This is a genomic window from Streptomyces sp. NPDC048504, from assembly GCF_043200035.1.
Classification (GTDB): domain Bacteria; phylum Actinomycetota; class Actinomycetes; order Streptomycetales; family Streptomycetaceae; genus Streptomyces.
In genome coordinates this window covers 149,216-165,858 of the sequence record NZ_JBICXA010000010.1, presented here as the reverse complement: position 1 = coordinate 165,858, position 16,643 = coordinate 149,216, and the positions used below count along the sequence as shown (strand labels likewise).

Below are 16,643 nucleotides of genomic sequence, written 5' to 3'. Positions count from 1 at the left end.
GAGCATGAGCGAACCGGATGCGGGACTACGGGGCCGCCTGGTCGACGTCGGTGTGGAGCTGGTGGCCCAGGAGGGTGTGCAGGCGTTGACCCTGCGCGAGATCGCCCGCCGGGCGGGTGTCTCGCACGGCGCGCCCCGCCGTTACTTCCCCACTCACTTGGAACTGCTGTCCGCGATCGCACGGCGCGGCTTCGCCGAGCTGGGTGAGCAAGCGAAAAGCGCGATCGCGGACGGTACGGCAAGCCCGCGCGCGCAATTGACAGCGCTGGGCCACGTCTATCTGGAGTTCGCGCTCGCCAACCCCGGCATGTACGAGTTGATGTTCCGTCACGATCTGCTGGAGAGCGGGCACTTGGGGCTGCGGGACACCAGCCTGCCGTTGTTCGGTGTTCTGGTGGATCTGGTCGGCCGGGCCCGTCCCGACGTGGACGCCCGCCTGGTCGCGGGCGCGTTGTGGGCGAACCTGCACGGCGTCGCCCAGCTCTGGCGCTGGGGCAGCCTCCAACTCGCCACCGGCACGGACGCCTTCGTCCCCCTGCTGCGGTCGGCCCTCGACGCACACCTGGGTCCGGAGGGCACCCGATGACGGTTCACCGAAGGCTCGTACTGGCGAGCAGTGTTGCGGGGGCGGCGATCGTCGCGCTCGACGGGACCGTGCTCACCGTCGTACAGCCCACCCTGCAACGGGAGTTGGGGGCCTCGCTCGCACAGGTCCAGTGGACGAGCACCGCGTATCTCGTCGCCGTGGCAAGCCTGTTGGTGTCGGCCGGGCGGATCGGGGACCGGTACGGCCATCGGCGGGTGTTCGGGCTCGGCATGCTCGGCTTCGGACTCGCCTCGGCCGGGATCGGACTGGGGCCCGGGGTGGGGTGGGTGATCGGACTCCGGGTCGTCCAGGGGGTGTTCGGGGCGCTGCTCCAACCGGCCACACTCGGCATGCTGCGCGCCGCGTTCCCGCCCGACCGGCTCGGCATGCCCATCGCCGTACGGACGAGTGTGATCGGAATCGCGGCCGCCGCCGGACCGTTGGTGGGCGGGGCGTTGGTGGGCGCGGTGGGCTGGCGGGCCGTGTTCTTCCTCAACGTCGTGCCCTCGCTCGTGTTCGGCGTGCTCGCCCTGACCGTTCGAGGACCGGGACAACGACAGTCAAACGGCGTCCGGTTCGATCTGCCCGGCGCCCTGCTCCTCGCGCTCTCCCTCGCCTCGCTCGTCCAGGCCCTGGTGAATCCCCCCGGTTCGGCCGCCGGCCTCGTGGTGTCCGTGCTCGCGGCCCTCGCCTTCGTACGCCATGAACGTCGTACCGCACATCCGCTCCTGCCACCCGACGTCGTCGGCTCGGCGGCGATCCGTGGGGCGCTCGGAATGCTGCTCGCCGCGTCGGCCGCGTTCTCCGGGACGCTGTTCGTCGTCACCTATTTCCTGCAGGACACGATGGGACTTGGCCCGTTCCAAAGCGCCCTCCGAGGGCTGCCGTTGGCCGCCGCCATGGTGCTCGCGGCGCCCGCGACCGCCGTGGTGCTGCGCCGGGCCGGGGCCCGCTCCACGGCCGGGCCGGCGATGGTGGTCGTAGCCCTGGCTGTGCTCGTGCTGTCCCGGGCCTCCGGCACAGTCACGGTATGCGGCGGTTTCGCCCTGCTCGGGGCCGGGTTCGGGACGGTCATGGTGGCCGCGACCCAAGTCGTCGTACGGGCGGCGGCCGTGGAATCGGCCGGGGTGGCGGGCGGGCTGAAGCAGACCGCGGTGAACGTGGGGCCGACGCTCGGGGTCGCGGCGGGAAGTGCGCTGATGGCCGCCGGTGGCCGGGAGTTGGCGCTCGGAATCCTCGCCGCGGTGGCCCTGACCGGCGCTCTCGCCTGTCTCGTGCTGCCCGGGCGGACAGTCGCGTCGCTCACACATCCCCCCGTTACAGGAGACCGCGCAGGTGTTCCTGCGCGACGATGAGTTCCGAGGTGTCCGGGGCCGGGTATGCGGGACCCCACCTCGTGAACGCAATTCGGAGGAGAGCCATGGCACAGCTGCGACAAGAGGTCGACCCGGACGAGGTCGGACTGGATCACAAGGCGCTGGACCGCCTGGACCAGCACTTCGCCCACTACGTCGACGTGGAGCGCCTGCCGGGCTTCCTGGTGTCCGTGGCCCGTCACGGCCGCGTCGCCCACCTCACCGCCCACGGGCACCGCGATGTCGCGGCCCGACTGCCCGTCACGCCGGACACGTTGTACCGGATCTACTCCATGACCAAGCCGGTCACCGCGGTCGCCGCGCTGATCCTGATGGAGGAGGGCAAGCTCTCCCTGGACGACCCGGTGGGCCGTCATCTGCCGGCCTTCGCGGACATGCGGGTCTACGACAGCGGGTCCGGCTCCGATGTGAAGACGCGGCCGGTGGAGCAGCCGATGCTGATCCGGCATCTGATGACCCACACCTCGGGCCTGACCTTCGCGTTCTACCACGCGCACCCGGTCGACGCCCTCTACCGGGACGCCCACCTGGAGTCGTCCGTGCCGCCCGGCGCGAACCTCGCCGAGACGATCGACATCTACGCGAGTCTGCCGCTGCAGTTCGAGCCGGGCACGCAGTGGAACTACTCCGTCGCCTCCAATGTGCTCGGCCGCGTCGTCGAGGTGGTCTCCGGGCAGCAACTCGACGAGTTCTTCGCCGAGCGGATCTTCCGGCCGCTGGGGATGTCCGACGCCGGCTTCTCGGTCCCGGACGAAAAGGCCGACCGGCTCTCCGAGTTGTACGGCGACGCCGACGGCGGCGGTATCGAGCCGATCGCCGGGCTGCCGCTGCGGGGCGGCCGGCCGCGGTTCCTGTCGGGCAGCGGCGGGATGGCGGCGAGCCCGTACGACGTGCACCGGTTCGCGGAGTTCCTGCGGCACCGGGGCGAACTCGACGGCACCCGGCTGCTCGCCCCCGAGACGGTCGACCTCATGGCCAGCAACCACCTCCCCGGCGGCGCCGACATGCGCGCCTTCGGCAGCCCCGCGCACCAGGAACCCGGCAACGACGGCATGGGCTTCGGCCTCAGCGTCTCCGTGGTCATCGACCCCGAGCGCACCCAATCCCCCACGGGACTGGGCGCGTTCGGGTGGAGCGGCGCGGCGACGACGACGTTCTGGGTGGACCCGAGCCGCGATCTCACCGTGCAGTTCATGACCCAGCTGCGGCCGAAGCACTCCTTGAAGATCATCCCCGAGCTGAAGCAGCTGGTGCACGAGGCCGTCACGGACTGAGGCTCGGCCACTCCGCCGGCAACTGCTACTGATCAACCCGCAGTGTGAACTCCAGCCCCTCCCCCGCCAGTTCACTCAGCCACTCCCGTGACCGTTCCGCCGTCTCCGCCGCCCGGTTCAGGCCGGACGGCAGGTCGTCGGAGAGGATGTGGCGGACGGCGAGGGAGAGCGGGCGCGAGACGCAGCGGGCCATCGCGCTCTCCTCCTCGTCGCCGACCAGGTCGAGGAGGTAGCTGCCGGACCAGGTCTCGCCCGCGCCGCCCCGGACGTCCAGGGACACCGCGAGGACGACCCGGTCGTGGTCGGCGTCCGTGGTGGGGTAGGTCTCCGCCAACTCCCTTGCCAGCGCGGTGATCCGGGTGTCGTCGCCCGCCTTCAGCTCCTCGAACACCGCGTCCCAGGCCCGCAGCCAGCCGTCGAGACGCAGGGTGCCGCGCACGAACGTCCGCGGCGTCCAGCCCGCCGGCAGCCCGTACTGTTCGATGAACGGCACGCTGTCCCGGTTCGGATAGACCTCGAAGGTCTCACCGTCGACGACATGCGGCCGGGTCACCTCCCAGGGGCGGTCGGCCGTGGTCTCCTCGCCGTCCTCCAGGTACCGCGCCGGCGAGCGCAGCGCCCCCAGCACTCCGGCGGGCGCCCAACTGAACCGGTACCGGAAGTCGTTGGGCACCGCGGGGACACCGCCGCAGTACGAGGTGAGGCTGTACGAGGCCGCCGTGCTCTCGCCGATCGCCTCCTTGGCGCGGGCGACCAGGCTGTGCGCGAAGAGATGGTCGATGCCGGGGTCGAGACCGGCCTCGGTGAGGACGACGATCCCCGCCTTCTCGGCCGCCGGTACCTGTTCCAGGACGGCGTCCGAGACATAGCTGGAGCAGGCGAAGTGCGCCTGCCGTCGCACGCAGACGGCCAGCAGCGCCGCGTGTTCGGGTGCGGGCAGCATGGAGACGACGACGTCTCCGGGCGCCAACTCGGCCGTGAGGGCAGCGAGTTCGAAGGCTCGTGGTTCGGCGCGTCCCGTCAGGCCCAGGTGGTCGAGGGCCTGCGCCGCGCGCTCCTCGGTGCGGTGCCACAGCCGTACCCGCTCGGCCGTGTCGCACAGCAGGGCGAGCCCGCTGCCCGTGGACAGTCCGGCGCCGATCCAGTGGACGGTACCGCTCGCGCGCACCACGTCAGACATGGCCCAACTCCCCTTCCGCCACGGCGATTCCGAGTTCACGGCACTTCGTGCGGAACAGGTCAAGGGCGCGGCCCCACGCCTCGCCGGTCTCGAAATCCAGGAGTTGGGGCAGCAGCGCGGCCGAGAAGTCGGTGCTGGACTCCCTCGGCAGGAGGGACGGCAGGTTGTCGATCGCGATGAGGTCGAGCGGGGGACGCTCGCGCAACCGCCGTACCGGGTCGTCCCATTCGGTCGTGCGGTCGTAGACCGGCAGGACGTTGAGGGGCGAGCCCACGTCGCAGGTGACGTCGGAGACGGTGCGGAGGCGGCGGGTCGGGTCGTCGAGGTCCGCTTCGCGGAGGAGGGGCGGGACGGGGGTCGTAGCCAGAACGCAGTTGACCAGGATGTCGTGGGCCAACAGGGCCGGGCGGTCGAGGTTCTGGGTCTCGGCCATGTCCCAACAGGTCGGTTCGATCCCGGCCGTGGAGAACGCGACCCGTGCACCGCGTCCGCTGCGGCCGAGCGCGCCGATCACCAGCGCGCTGAACTCCGCGACCCCTGCGGTGGGTTGGAGCAGCTCATCCAGCTCCTCCTTCGAGGTGGGCGCCAGCGGTGCGGTCAGCCGGCCCCGGTGCTGGAGGACGGCCAGGGCCGCGCCCAGGTAGCCGGCCCAGAAGCCGAACGCGGCGAGACGGCGCCCTTTGTCGTCCACCAGGTATTCGAGGTCGAGCAGCGCTCCGCCCCCGGCCGCGAACCGGCTCAGCAGGTCACTCGCTCCTGGCTGGCCCTTGTAGGCGTGCCCGAAGAAGATGTGACGGTGGGTCAACTCGGTGGGCTTGTCCGGGAGTTCCTTGAGGCCGAGGATCACCGTACCCTTCGGCGCCGAGGTCCAGGAGTCCGCGGGGGCGACGCGGGCGCCGATCGCCTCGTACTCCTCGATGGGGAAGATCCGTTGCGGGGACTCCTCGACCGTGAGGGTCACGCCGTTCTCGACGAGGCGGCGGGCGTCGGAGGGGACGACCGGGGTGCGGCGTTCGGTCGTGCGGGGCTCGTGGCGCAGCCACAGATGGAGCTCGGTCATACCAGGTTGACCTCCGGGCGCGGGGCGTCGGCCGCGAACCGGCCGGCGCTCAGGGGGCTGACGTCCACGAAGGGTACGTGGCCGAGGTACAGGTCGCGGACGACCTCGCCGACGGCCGGTCCCTGGAGGAATCCGTGGCCGGAGAAGCCGGTGGCGTAGAGGAAGCGGGAGACCGAAGTCGCCTCGCCGATCAGGGCGTTGTGGTCCGGCGTGTTCTCGTACAGGCCCGCCCAGCCGCCGGTGCGGCGCAGGTCGAGGAGGTCGGGGGCGCGGTGGCGCATGGCGTCGGCGAGGCGGGGGATCCAGCGGTCGTGGGTGTCGGTGGCGAAGCCGGGACGCTCGTCGGGGTCGGACATGCCGACGAGGAGGCCGGGGCCCTCGGTGTGGAAGTAGAGGCTGGTGGTGAAGTCGATCGTCATGGGGAGGTTCGGCGGCAGTCCCGTGACCGGTTCCGTGACCGCGATCTGGCGGCGCAGCGGCTGCACGGGGAGGTCCACGCCCGCCATCGCGCCGATCCCCTTGGACCAGGCGCCGGCCGCGCAGATCACGGTGTTGGTGTCGATGCGGCCCAGGGTCGTCACGACCGCCGTGATGGTGTCGCCGTGGGTCTCGATGCCGGTGACGTCGGTGTGGCGCAGGATCGTCGCGCCGTGGGCGCGGGCGGCGGCCGCGTAGCCGTGGACGACTGCCTCGGGGGTGCAGTGGCCGTCGTCGGGCGAGTAGGCGGCGGCGATGAGGCCTTCGGTGCTGATCAGCGGGGAGAGGCGGCGGGCCTCGGCGGGGTCGATGATGCGGCTGGGCACGTCGAGGGAGTTCTGCAGCCGGACGCCCGCCTCGAAGGACGCGACGTCCTCGGGCGTCGAGAGGAGGAACAGGTAGCCGACGCGATGTAACCCGATGTCGTGGCCGGTGTCCTCCTCGAAGCGTCCGAAGGCCTCCAGGCTGCGGGCGCCGAGCTGCACGTTGAGGCCGTCGGAGAACTGGGCGCGTACTCCGCCGGCCGCCTTGGAGGTGGACCCGGCGGCGAGTTCGTCCCGTTCGACGAGGACGACGTCACGGACGCCGGCGCGGGCCAGGTGGTAGGCGATGCTGGTGCCGATGACCCCGCCGCCGATGACGACGACCTCTGCCTGACGCTTCACGGGCGCTCCTTCTTGGCCGCGTCGATGACGGCCCAGGCCGCGGCCGCGTCCTGGATGCCGAGTCCGACGCTGTTGTAGTAGACGATGTCGTCCACTCCGATACGGGCGCTGCGGCGGCCGGTGAGTACGGCGCCGAGCGGGATCAGGTCGTCGGGGGCGAGCAGCCCCTCGCGCAGGGCGGCCACGACCGGTCCGGCGTGCCCGGCGGCTGTCTCCGGGTCGTCGACCACGACGGCCGCCGATCGCCGTAGAACCTCCGGGTCGACCTCGCTGCGGGTTGGCTCGAACGAGCCCACGCTGACGACCGTGCAGCCGGGCGTTAGCCAGGCGCCATGCACCACCGGGGTGGTGCTGAGCGTGCAGGCCGCGATCACGGACGCGCCGGTCACGGCCTCCTTCGCGGTGGCCACCGCCTCGACGGGGAAGGGCAGTTCGGCCGTCAGCGACTGTGCGGCCTGTGCGCGCCGCTCGGGGTTCGGGCTCCACAGGCGTACGGATGTCAGGTCCCGGACCCGGGCGATCGCGCGGACGTGGGCGAGGGCCTGGGTGCCGGAGCCGAGGACGCCGAGGCGGTCGGCGTCGGGGACGGCCAACGCATCCACGGCTACGGCGCTGCCCGCGGCCGTGCGCAGGGTCGTCACCGCCGTGCCGTCCATGACCGCGACCAACTGTCCAGTGGACCGGTCCAGGGCGCTGATCACCGCGTGGATCGTGGGCAGCCCCGCGTGCGCGTTGGCCGGGTTGACGCTGCCGAACTTCGCCACCGCCCCGGTGTCCGCCGACAGCCGGGAGACGTAGGCGAAGACGACGCTGTCGTCGAAACGGCTCGGGTGCATGATCTTGCCGGGCAGGTCGGCGTCGCCGTCACCGAGGGCGGTGAAGGCCGCGCGCTGCGAGGCGATGGCCGTGTCGGCGTCGAGCAGCTGCCTGACCCGGTCGGCGGAGAGGAAGAGGACGTCGTCGGTCATTCCCTCTTCCTGTCCGGACCGCGCTCACCCGAATCAGGACCAGTGCGCCACCGCGTCCAAATGGGGCAGGTGGTGGTCGAGACGCTCCCGCTTGGTGCGGAGGTAGGTGATGTTGTTCTCGCAGGGCGGGATCAACAGCGGTACCTCTTCGGAGACTTTGATGCCGTGTTCCAGCAACGCCTCACGTTTGCGCGGGTTGTTGGAGAGCAGGCGGACGCTCGCCACCCCGAGGTCGTGCAGGATCTCGGCGGCGACGCCGTAGTCGCGGGCGTCGACCGGGAGGCCGAGGGCGAGGTTCGCCTCGACGGTGTCGAGGCCCTCCGCCTGCAGGGCCATCGCACGCAACTTGGCGAGCAGGCCTATGCCGCGGCCCTCGTGCCCTCTCAAGTAGACGACAATGCCCCGGCCTTCGGCGACGACAGCACGCATCGCGGCGTCCAGCTGGTCGCCGCACTCGCAGTGCTGGGAGCCGAAGGCATCGCCCGTCAGGCACTCCGAGTGGAGTCGGGTGAGTACGTCGTCCGTGCCGATGTCGCCGTAGACCAGGGCCACTTGCTCGTCACCGCGGTCGTGGTCCAGGTAGCCGATCGCCTGGAATTTGCCGTACACGGTGGGCAAGGGAGCATTCACGACGCGTTCCACGCCCGTGGGCTGTGGAGACTTCTTCTTGCCGAGTACGCCAATGTTTTCTGTCATGATCTGGTTCCTAAGCAGAGACGAAAGGCCGTGAAACAATGAATGGTTCGGGCTCACGGACGGCGGCATACGGACTGGTGCCGGCGGACACCACGGAGGACGTACGGGCCAGGGGGGCGGGTCTCTCGGCACAGGTCGCCGTCCTTCCGGTCGGCAGTTTCGAGCAGCACGGCCCGTATCTTCCGCTGGCCACCGACACGTTGGTCGCCTGTGCCGTGGCCCGGGAGATCGCCGCGGCGCACCCGGTGCATCTCCTCCCTCCGGTGACGATGGCCTGCTCGCACGAGCACGCGGCCTGGCCGGGGACCGTCAGCATCTCTTCCGTGACCCTTCATGCGGTGGTGCGGGACATCGCGGACTCGCTCCGCCGTTCGGGGGTCGAGACCCTGGTGGTGGTCAACGGTCACGGCGGAAACTACGTGCTGGGCAACGTCGTTCAGGAGTCCTCCGCGCGCGGTGAGCGGATGGCGCTGTTCCCCGCCGCCGAGGACTGGGAGACGGCGCTGGAGCGGGCCGGAGTACTGACCTCGTTGCTCACCGATATGCATGCGGGGGAAATCGAGACCTCCATTCTTCTGCACGCTCATCCCGAATTGATCCGTCCCGGATATGAGACCTCCGATTTCGTCGCCGACGACCGTCGCCATCTCCTGACGCTCGGTATGGCCGGCTATACCGAGTCGGGCGTCATCGGGCGCCCGTCCCTCGGCTCGGCGGAAAAGGGGAAGGCACTGCTGGCGAGCCTCGCCGATTCCTTCGGCGCGTATTTCTCGATGCTGACCGCGGAGGCCTGAGCGGGCACCGGGTCCGGTACGGCGGTGCCGGGCCCGGCGGTGCGCAGGCCGGTGTACCAGCGGGCGACCAGGACCAGCAGGCCGGGCAGGGCGGCGACGAAGCTGAGCACGCCGTAGATCACGGAGACGGCCAGACCGCTGGTCGCGCCGAGGCCCGCGGCGCCGAAGGCCCAGGCGGTGACGCCCTCGCGGGGGCCCCAGCCGCCGACGTTCAGCGGCAGGCCCATGGCGACGAGCGCGAGGACCGCGATCGGCAGCAGCTGGGCGACGGTGGCGGCGGAGCCTGCGGCCCGGGCGGCGACCACGAACATCGCGAGGTGGCCGGCCAGGATGACGAGCGAGGAGAAGGTGACGCCGGGCCAGTTGGCGCGGGAGAACAGTCCGGCGCGCGCCTCGTCGAGGGTGGTGCGCAGGGCGCGGCCCCGGCGGGTGGCGGTGGCGGGACGGTTCATGCGTACGGCGGCCACGACGGCCAGTGCTCCGACGGCGGCGAGCAGCACGACCGGGGCGACGCTGCGGGCGTCGGCCATCACCGGGGAGTCCAGACCCAGCAGGACCGTCACTCCTACGGCGGCCAGCGCGAGCTGGCCCGCGACGCGCTCCAGGACGACGGCGCGTACGGCGCGGCCCATGTCGCCGGCGCTCTGTCCGTGGCGTACCGCGCGGTGCACGTCGCCGAGGATGCCGCCGGGCAGGGCCGCGTTGAGGAACAGGGCGCGGTAGTAGTCGGCGACGGCGGGGCCGAGCGGCAGCTTGATGCGCAGGCCGCGCGCCACGAGGGCCCAGCGCCAGGCGCTGAACACCGTGGTGACCACGCCGATCGCGAGGCCGATGAGCAGGGTCGGTGCGTCGATGCGGCGCAGGCCGTCCAGGAAGACGCCGGTGCCGAGGCGCCAGAGGAGGACGCCGAGGATGGTGACGCCTGCGACTGTGCCGAAGTGGGTGCGTACCGCGCGGGAGTTCACCCGGGTCAGGATCGCGCGCAGGACGCGGCGGGCGCCGGAGGCGCGGTCCGTGGCGGGGCGCGGGGCGGTGACGATCACTCCGATGCGGTCGCCGGAGACGGCCGAACTGTGCAGCGGCGGGGTGTGCTTGGGGCGGCGTACCTCTTCTACGGCGGTCTTGGCACGCAGTGCGAGGGCGACCGGTGTGGACCGGTCCACGCGCACCCTGCGGGTCCGGGTGCTCGGCCGCGGTGCGACCGTCCGCATGGTCTCGACGCTCATGACGTGCCCCCCGTCGGCCGGGCCAGTGCCAGCAGGTCGCTGTGGCGGACGAGCACGGTCAACTCCCCTGCCGCACAAGCCTCCAGGCGCTGCGCCAGGTAGCGGTCGGCGCGTTCCTTCAGTTCGGGGCGTTCCTCGACGGCCGCGCCGACCCAGCCGCGCAGCCACTCGGCGGTGAGCGCGGCCTCCTCGGGGCCGAGCCGCCAGGCGCTCGGGTGGACGCGGACCGTGGCCCCGTGCGCGGCGAAGGCCTCGCAGGTGACGGTGACGGCGTCCGGGCCGAGGAGGCCGTCGCGCCGCTGGTGGGCGTTGAACGCGTCGGCGATCTCCGCGTCCATCGGCTCGGCCGGGGTGATCTCGACCCGCCCCGCCACCGACAGCGTGAGCAGCGCCGGGCAGCCGGCGCCGACACAGGCGGCGACGAGGGCGTCGATCTCCTCGCGGGTGAGGACGTCCAGCAGTGCGGAGGCCGTCACCAGCGAGGCACCGACCAGCGCGTCCGGGGTCAGCCGGGCCACGTCACCGCGCCGGGTCTCCACGGTGACGCGGCTGCCGTCGGCGGCGGCGCGGGGTGAGGCGACGGCGGCGAAGTGCAGGAGGTAGGGGTCGCGGTCGTGCAGGATCCAGTGCTGGGCGCCGTCGAGGCGGGGCGCGAGCCACCGTCCCATCGAGCCGGTGCCGCAGCCCAGGTCGTGGATGACGACCCCGGAACGGCCGGGCAGGTTGGCGAGCCGGATGCGCAGCGGGTCGAGCAGTTCCGGTGCCCGCGCGACGGCGTCGGCCCCCTCCCGCAGCTCCAGCCACTCGGGCGCGTAGCGCGGCGGATCGTCGGGGCCGACGTCCCGCAGCCGTACGGTGGCCCGCTCGCCGGGGCGGCCGGCGGGCCCGGCGCCGGGGATCACGGAACCTGGCCCCGCCTGCTCGCCGGCGTCCGCTTGGACCGTTCCCGCCATGATGTCCTCCGGCCCCGGCTGTCCAGCCGTCAGGTCCTTCGCGTCGGGCTGCACCGGGGCGACCAGCATGCCCAGCGGTACGCCCCTGGGCCCCGGCTGCGCCGGAATCCGTCCAGCCTGTGCTGTGGCCCGTGTGGACCGCGTGTTCCTCATGCCGCCCTCCGGGGCTCGCTGGGAAGCCGGGTGAGGACGCCTGCCAGGCTGCGGGCCGTGGTGGCCCAGCCGTCGAGGGCCGCGCGCCGGCCGCGGGCGGCCGCCTTGAGCCGCCGGCGTACGTCGGCCTCGCCGAACCAGCCGCGCAGTTCGGCGGCGAGGGCGGCGGGGGCCTCCGGCGGGACGAGGATGCCGGGCACTCCGCCGTCGGGGGCGCGGCCGACCGCCTCGGGCAGCCCGCCGACGTCCGTGGCCAGCACGGGGATGCCCCGGGCGAGGGCTTCGGTGACGGCCATGCCGTACGTCTCGGCGTACGACATGAGGACCATGAGGTCGGCGGAGGCGTAGGTGGCGTCGAGTTCGGCGCCGGCCCGCGGGCCGGCGAGGTGCAGCCGGTCCTGGAGGCCGTGGCGCTCGATGAGGTCGCGCAGGTGGTCGACGTACTCCGGGTCGTTGCCGAAGCCGCCGACGCACTCGCAGGTCCACGGCAGGTCGGCCGCGGCGGCGAGGGCCTCGATCAGCCGGTGCTGGCCCTTGCGCGGAGTCAGCGTGGCGACGCACAGGAGGCGGGAGACGCCGTCGGTGCCGGAGGCGAGGGGGGCGATGTCGGCGCCGGGGGTGGCGACATGGACGCGCTCGGGGGCGAGGCCGTGGTGGGAGACGAGACGGCGGACCGCCCACTCGCTGGTGCCGACGACGGCCGACACCGCGCGCAGGACCGTACGTTCCTTCTCGTCCAGCTCCGCGGCGACGGCGGCCTCCAGGCCGGTCTCGTCGCCGAGCGGGAGGTGGACGAGGACCGCCAGGCTCAGCCGGTCGGCCTCCGGGACGATGATCTCGGGGACCCCGCAGGCCACGATCCCGTCCAGCAGTACGGCGGCACCGTCCGGCAACTCCCGCAGCACACGGGCGAGTTCGGCACGCGCGGCCGCACCGGGCCGGGGCCACTCGCCGTCCACGGCGTGCTTGTGGACCTGCCAGCCGAAGCCGGGCAGGTCCAGGCTGACCCGCCGGTCGTAGGCGTTGCCGCCGCTCGGCGTGGCCGGGTCGTCGACACCGCCCGGCATCACGAAGTGCACGGTGCGCAGGGACATGGGGATGATCTCGGCATTCCGGGAGGCCGCGCGCTGTGCGGGGAGGAATCCCAGCGAGGGGGCGCGGTCGATGGTCACGTCGCTCACAGGGCACGCTCGTAACTCGCCCAGGCGACGTGCGACTCGTGCAGGGTGACCTGGAGTCCGGCGAGGCCGCGGGCGCCCTCGCCGAGCGCGCCCTTCTCGATCCGCTCGGCGAGCCGGTCGGCGATGACCTTCGCGAGGAACTCCGTCGAGGTGTTGACCCCGGCGAAGTCGGGCTCGTTGTCGAGGTTTCTGTAGTTCAACTCGCTCACGACGGCGCCCAGTTCCTGGGTGGCCAGTCCGATGTCGACGACGATGTTGTCGTCGTCCAGCTGCTCGCGCCGGAAGGTGGCGTCCACCAGGAACGTGGCTCCGTGCAACCGCTGGGCGGGCCCGAACACTTCGCCGTGGAAGCTGTGGGCGATCATGATGTGATCGCGAACGGTGATGCTGAACAACGGACGACCCTCCAGGTGCGGCGCGTCTGGTCCCCCGGCTGATCCCTGCCGGGGGATGCCGTGTAGTACGGCTCCACGCCTCCCCCTGTTCAGCCGACTCTCACTCTTTTCTCAGGTCAGACGCTCTTGCTCGTACGGAATTGAACAGTTCTCAGCCGTTGTCGGCGTAACGCACCCGGTGGCACAGCGCCGGGATCTCCCCCGAGGCGAGCCTGGGCAGCAGGTCCGGCAGCTCCTCGAAGTCGCTCTCCCCGGTGACCAGCGCGTCCAGCGCCGGGTCCGCGAGCAGGTCGAGGGCGAGGGCGAGCCGGTCGGCGTAGCTGCGATTGGCGCGCGCCGGGGAGACGGTGCCGACCTGGCTGCTGCGGATGACCAGGCGGCGCGAGTGGAAGGCCTCGCCGAGCGGGAGGCTCACTTTCCGGTCGCCGTACCAGCTGAGTTCGAGGACGGTGCCCTCGGCGGTGAGGAGTTCCAGCGCGCGGGTGAGTCCCTGCTCGGTGGCGCTCGCGTGGACGACGAGATCGCAGTCGCCGAGCGCGTCCGCCGGCAGCGCGAAGCCGACGCCGAGCGCCTCGGCGATCTTCGCGCGCGCCGGGTCGGCGTCCACCAACTGCACCCGCACACCCGGGAAACGGCCCAGCAGCGCGGCCACCGAGCAGCCGACCATGCCTCCCCCGACCACCGCGATCCGGTCGCCGACCAGCGGCGCCGCGTCCCACAGCGCGTTGACGGCGGTCTCCACGGTCCCGGCGAGGACGGCCCGCCCGGCGGGCACGGACTCCGGCACGGGTGTCACGGCGCTCGCGGGGACGACGTAGCGCGTCTGATGCGGATAGAGGCAGAAGACGGTACGGCCGAGCAGTCGCTCGGGGCCCTCCTCGACCACCCCCACATTGAGGTAGCCGTACTTGACCGGACCTGGGAAGTCGCCCTCCTGGAAGGGGGCCCGCATGGTCGCGTGCTGGTTCTCGGGGACGCCCCCGCGGAAGACCAGGGTCTCGGTGCCGCGGCTCACGCCCGACCACAGGGAGCGGACCAGGACCTCGTCCTCGGCGGGGTCCGGCAGAACGACGTCGCGTATCTCGCCGTGACCCGGTGGACCGATCCAAAACGCCCTCGCGGTGCGCTTCATCGGATTCCTCCTGAACGATCGGGAAGCTGTTCACGTACGGGTAACCACAGGCCGCGCACAGTACGCGGCGTTGATCGACTCTGTCATACGGCCGGAGGGTGTGCGGTGGCCCTGAACAACACATACGAAGCAAGGCTGGTCCAGCAGGAGACCGCTGTGGGAGCGGGCGTTCAGATCCTGTTGCTGGCGTTGCTCGGCACGGCGATCGGAATGGGGCCGGCCGGCTGGCTGACCGGCCTGGCATTCGCGATCGCCACCTGGGCCGTGCTCTCCAAGGCCTTGCACCGGTCCCGGACGCGTTCCTTCGGCCCGGCCAACCGGGTCACCCTCGGCCGGGCCATCCTGGTCGGCGGGGTGACCGCGCTGGTCGCGGACTCCTTCGAGAGCTCGCCGCCGGTCACGCTGTTCGTCGGACTGACGGCGGTGGCCCTGATCCTGGACGGCGTCGACGGCAAGGTCGCCCGGCGCACGGGCACCTCCACCGCGCTGGGCGCGCGCTTCGACATGGAGGTCGACGCGTTCCTGATCCTCGTGCTCAGCGTGTACGTCTCGACGCAGCTCGGCCCGTGGGTCCTGCTGATCGGCGCGATGCGCTACGGGTTCGTCGCCGCGGCCCGCGTGTGGCTGTGGCTGAACGCCCCGCTCCCGCCGAGCACGGCCCGCAAGACGGTCGCCGCCACGCAGGGCATCCTCCTGCTGCTGGCCGGCGCGAACCTGCTGCCGTACGCGGCCAACATCGGCGTGGTGGCCCTCGCTCTGGGCACACTGGTGTGGTCCTTCGGCCGCGACATCCTGTGGCTGTGGCGCACCTCGCGCACCTCCCGCGTCGAGGAGGTTCCGGTGGAGGAGAAGCTGCTGGAACTGGTCTCGCAGTAGGGACGGTTGCGCCGAAGGGCCCGGATCACTGGTGATCCGGGCCCTTCGGCGTACTGCCTGGGTGCTACGACCGCGGGGTCCGGCTGCGCACGACCGCGAAGGCGCCCGCCGCGAGGCCGAGCACGCCGACGATCAGTCCGGCGATGCCGAGCCCGCGAGCGGTCGAGTCGCTGCTCGACGACGAGGCGGTGGTGGACTTCGTGGAGGTGGCCGCCGCCGTGGTCGAGGCGGCCGGGGTCTCGTCGCCGTCCTCGCTCTCCTTGGCGGTGAGCTTGAGGACGGGCGCCGGGTTCTCCGGCTCGTCGCCCCCTGCCGTGGTCTGCTCGATCCAGCGGACGACGTCGCCGTTCGAGTAGGTCTGGAGCGTCTTGAACGCCAACTGGTCGGTGCCGTCGGGCAGTTGGCCGAAGGCGACGTTGAAGTCCTCGTAGTGGCCTGGGTCGACCTTGCCACCCGTCCAGGTGATCTCGGAAACGGCGTCGGTGATGGTGCCGTCGTCGGTCTTGATCGGCGTCTTCAGCTTGGTGCTCGTGACCTTCGCGGTCCAGCCGTCCTGTGGGGAGACGAGGACACCGAGGACGGGGTGGTCGGTGGGCAGATAGACCTGGACCTTGGTGGTGCTCGCCTTGTCCTCCTCGTTGGGGACGCGGAAGGTGAGGACACCGTCCGTTGCCCCCTTGGCGTAACTCTCCGGGTGGACGGTGACGTGCGCGGAGGCGACCCCGGCGGCGGCCAGGACTCCGGCGGTGGCGAGCGCGGCGACGGTGCCTGCGCGGCGCAGGGTGGTGCGGTGTGCGGACATGGTGAGGTGATCTCCGTACGGGAAAAGGAAGTTGGGTGGTCAGACCGGGTACGGGATCAGGTCCGGTGGCCCTCTGCGGCTGACCGCGTGCCGCAGGAGGAGTTGGCGCAGGGGGGCTGCGTCGGCGGCGGTACGTCCGGGGCGGCGGGTGGTACGGACGGCCGGCGGCGCGGGGGCGTCCCGCCACCAGGCCACGAGCCCCGGCACGAAGGCGACGGCCCAGCGCAGCAGCGACCACAGCGCGGCCTCCCCGCGCCGCAGCCACCAGGCCGCGACGAGCGCGGCGACGACGTGGGCGGCCACGGCGTGCGGGGTCATCGCCTGTGTCTGCCGCATGGGGGCCATGGCGTGCCCCGACATGTGCGCCATGCCGGCCATCGCCATGCCGGTCCGTGGCCGCGCGACATCAAACCCGAGGTGGAGCCCGGCCTGAGTAGCGAGCATGGCGGCACCGATGCCGGGCATGGACCGTTCCCGTCCGCCGAGCAGCCACCCCATGACGAACACGACGAGGAATCCGGCACCGTCCGCCCACAACGGAGGCGTGGCACCGGTGGCGAGCCCGTGCCCGGCGGCAGCCAGCAGCACACACACCGCGGCGAACACCGCGGCGCGCAGGCTACGTACCGCCGGGGATGCGCTCATGGTGACGGATCCTCCCACGCGCCGCTGCCGCCGTAGCCGTCGATGGCGGTTTAGGGGGCAGCTCATATCTGGTTCATGGCTTGGTACGGGGGTGGCGCGTGGGGCGTTCAGTGCGGGCGGGGGAACTCGTCCGAGGATTCGGCGATTTACCGGGATACGGCGCTGCAGGACCGGTCCAAGCGCTGGGGCCGTGGGACACAGGAC

General features: G+C 71.9%; 16 protein-coding genes and 1 pseudogene. 5 read left to right on the top strand and 12 right to left on the bottom strand.

What is annotated here, in order from left to right; translation table 11 throughout:
- Positions 1-4 precede the first annotated feature (4 nt).
- The 3 genes from ACGFY9_RS25335 (at position 5) to ACGFY9_RS25325 (ending at position 3,236) form a co-directional block, all read left to right on the top strand.
- A complete protein-coding gene (locus ACGFY9_RS25335; protein ID WP_393757676.1) occupies positions 5-586 on the top strand; it encodes a TetR/AcrR family transcriptional regulator in 582 nt (193 codons plus the stop codon).
- A complete protein-coding gene (locus tag ACGFY9_RS25330) occupies positions 583-1,941 on the top strand; it encodes an MFS transporter (protein WP_393757674.1) in 1,359 nt (452 codons plus the stop codon). The genes ACGFY9_RS25335 and ACGFY9_RS25330 overlap by 4 nt, the downstream gene beginning before the upstream one ends.
- A gap of 65 nt (positions 1,942-2,006) precedes the next feature.
- A complete protein-coding gene (locus ACGFY9_RS25325) occupies positions 2,007-3,236 on the top strand; it encodes a serine hydrolase domain-containing protein (protein ID WP_393757672.1) in 1,230 nt (409 codons plus the stop codon).
- Between the two features lie 25 nt (positions 3,237-3,261).
- Here ACGFY9_RS25325 and ACGFY9_RS25320 read toward each other — a convergent pair whose 3' ends face one another.
- From ACGFY9_RS25320 to ribA, 5 genes are read right to left on the bottom strand one after another with little or no spacing between them, the layout of a single operon-like run.
- A complete protein-coding gene (locus ACGFY9_RS25320; protein ID WP_393757670.1) occupies positions 3,262-4,416 on the bottom strand; it encodes a saccharopine dehydrogenase family protein in 1,155 nt (384 codons plus the stop codon).
- Entirely contained in the window at positions 4,409-5,476 is a 1,068-nt protein-coding gene (locus ACGFY9_RS25315; protein WP_393757668.1) for a saccharopine dehydrogenase, read from the bottom strand. The genes ACGFY9_RS25320 and ACGFY9_RS25315 overlap by 8 nt, the downstream gene beginning before the upstream one ends.
- Positions 5,473-6,618 carry an NAD(P)/FAD-dependent oxidoreductase gene (locus ACGFY9_RS25310; RefSeq protein ID WP_393757666.1) on the bottom strand — a complete coding sequence of 382 codons (1,146 nt, stop codon included), beginning with the start codon at positions 6,616-6,618 and terminating at the stop codon, positions 5,473-5,475. The genes ACGFY9_RS25315 and ACGFY9_RS25310 overlap by 4 nt, the downstream gene beginning before the upstream one ends.
- Positions 6,615-7,586, bottom strand: coding sequence for an ornithine cyclodeaminase family protein (locus ACGFY9_RS25305; protein ID WP_393757664.1), 972 nt, complete (start codon positions 7,584-7,586; stop codon positions 6,615-6,617). The genes ACGFY9_RS25310 and ACGFY9_RS25305 overlap by 4 nt, the downstream gene beginning before the upstream one ends.
- 33 nt (positions 7,587-7,619) lie before the next feature.
- Positions 7,620-8,282: a GTP cyclohydrolase II gene (ribA, locus tag ACGFY9_RS25300; protein WP_043671982.1), complete on the bottom strand. Its 663-nt coding sequence runs from the start codon at positions 8,280-8,282 to the stop codon at positions 7,620-7,622.
- Between the two features lie 38 nt (positions 8,283-8,320).
- Between ribA and ACGFY9_RS25295 the strand changes: the two genes are divergently transcribed.
- Positions 8,321-9,076 carry a creatininase family protein gene (locus tag ACGFY9_RS25295; RefSeq protein WP_393757662.1) on the top strand — a complete coding sequence of 252 codons (756 nt, stop codon included), beginning with the start codon at positions 8,321-8,323 and terminating at the stop codon, positions 9,074-9,076.
- 140 nt (positions 9,077-9,216) lie between these two features.
- On the opposite strand, the pseudogene ACGFY9_RS25290 reads toward ACGFY9_RS25295, so the two are convergent.
- The 5 genes and pseudogenes from ACGFY9_RS25290 to ACGFY9_RS25270 all read right to left on the bottom strand — a co-directional run.
- Positions 9,217-10,287 (bottom strand): annotated as a pseudogene (locus tag ACGFY9_RS25290) (YbhN family protein); the annotation flags it as partial.
- 11 nt (positions 10,288-10,298) lie between these two features.
- Positions 10,299-11,408 carry a trans-aconitate methyltransferase gene (locus ACGFY9_RS25285; protein WP_393757660.1) on the bottom strand — a complete coding sequence of 370 codons (1,110 nt, stop codon included), beginning with the start codon at positions 11,406-11,408 and terminating at the stop codon, positions 10,299-10,301.
- Positions 11,405-12,589, bottom strand: a complete 1,185-nt coding sequence (locus ACGFY9_RS25280) for a glycosyltransferase family 4 protein (protein WP_393757658.1) — start codon at positions 12,587-12,589, stop codon at positions 11,405-11,407. The genes ACGFY9_RS25285 and ACGFY9_RS25280 overlap by 4 nt, the downstream gene beginning before the upstream one ends.
- Entirely contained in the window at positions 12,586-12,984 is a 399-nt protein-coding gene (locus tag ACGFY9_RS25275) for a 6-carboxytetrahydropterin synthase (RefSeq protein ID WP_043671992.1), read from the bottom strand. The genes ACGFY9_RS25280 and ACGFY9_RS25275 overlap by 4 nt, the downstream gene beginning before the upstream one ends.
- Before the next feature lie 151 nt (positions 12,985-13,135).
- A complete protein-coding gene (locus ACGFY9_RS25270; protein ID WP_393757656.1) occupies positions 13,136-14,116 on the bottom strand; it encodes a zinc-binding alcohol dehydrogenase in 981 nt (326 codons plus the stop codon).
- A gap of 105 nt (positions 14,117-14,221) precedes the next feature.
- Here ACGFY9_RS25270 and ACGFY9_RS25265 point away from each other — a divergent pair, with 105 nt between their 5' ends.
- Positions 14,222-14,992, top strand: coding sequence for a CDP-alcohol phosphatidyltransferase family protein (locus ACGFY9_RS25265; RefSeq protein ID WP_393757654.1), 771 nt, complete (start codon positions 14,222-14,224; stop codon positions 14,990-14,992).
- Positions 14,993-15,056: 64 nt separating this feature from the next.
- Here the strand turns inward: ACGFY9_RS25265 and ACGFY9_RS25260 are convergent, their stop codons facing one another.
- Positions 15,057-15,794, bottom strand: a complete 738-nt coding sequence (locus ACGFY9_RS25260) for a YcnI family protein (protein WP_393757652.1) — start codon at positions 15,792-15,794, stop codon at positions 15,057-15,059.
- Positions 15,795-15,833: 39 nt separating this feature from the next.
- Positions 15,834-16,439 carry a hypothetical protein gene (locus ACGFY9_RS25255; protein WP_393757650.1) on the bottom strand — a complete coding sequence of 202 codons (606 nt, stop codon included), beginning with the start codon at positions 16,437-16,439 and terminating at the stop codon, positions 15,834-15,836.
- Positions 16,440-16,643 lie beyond the last annotated feature (204 nt).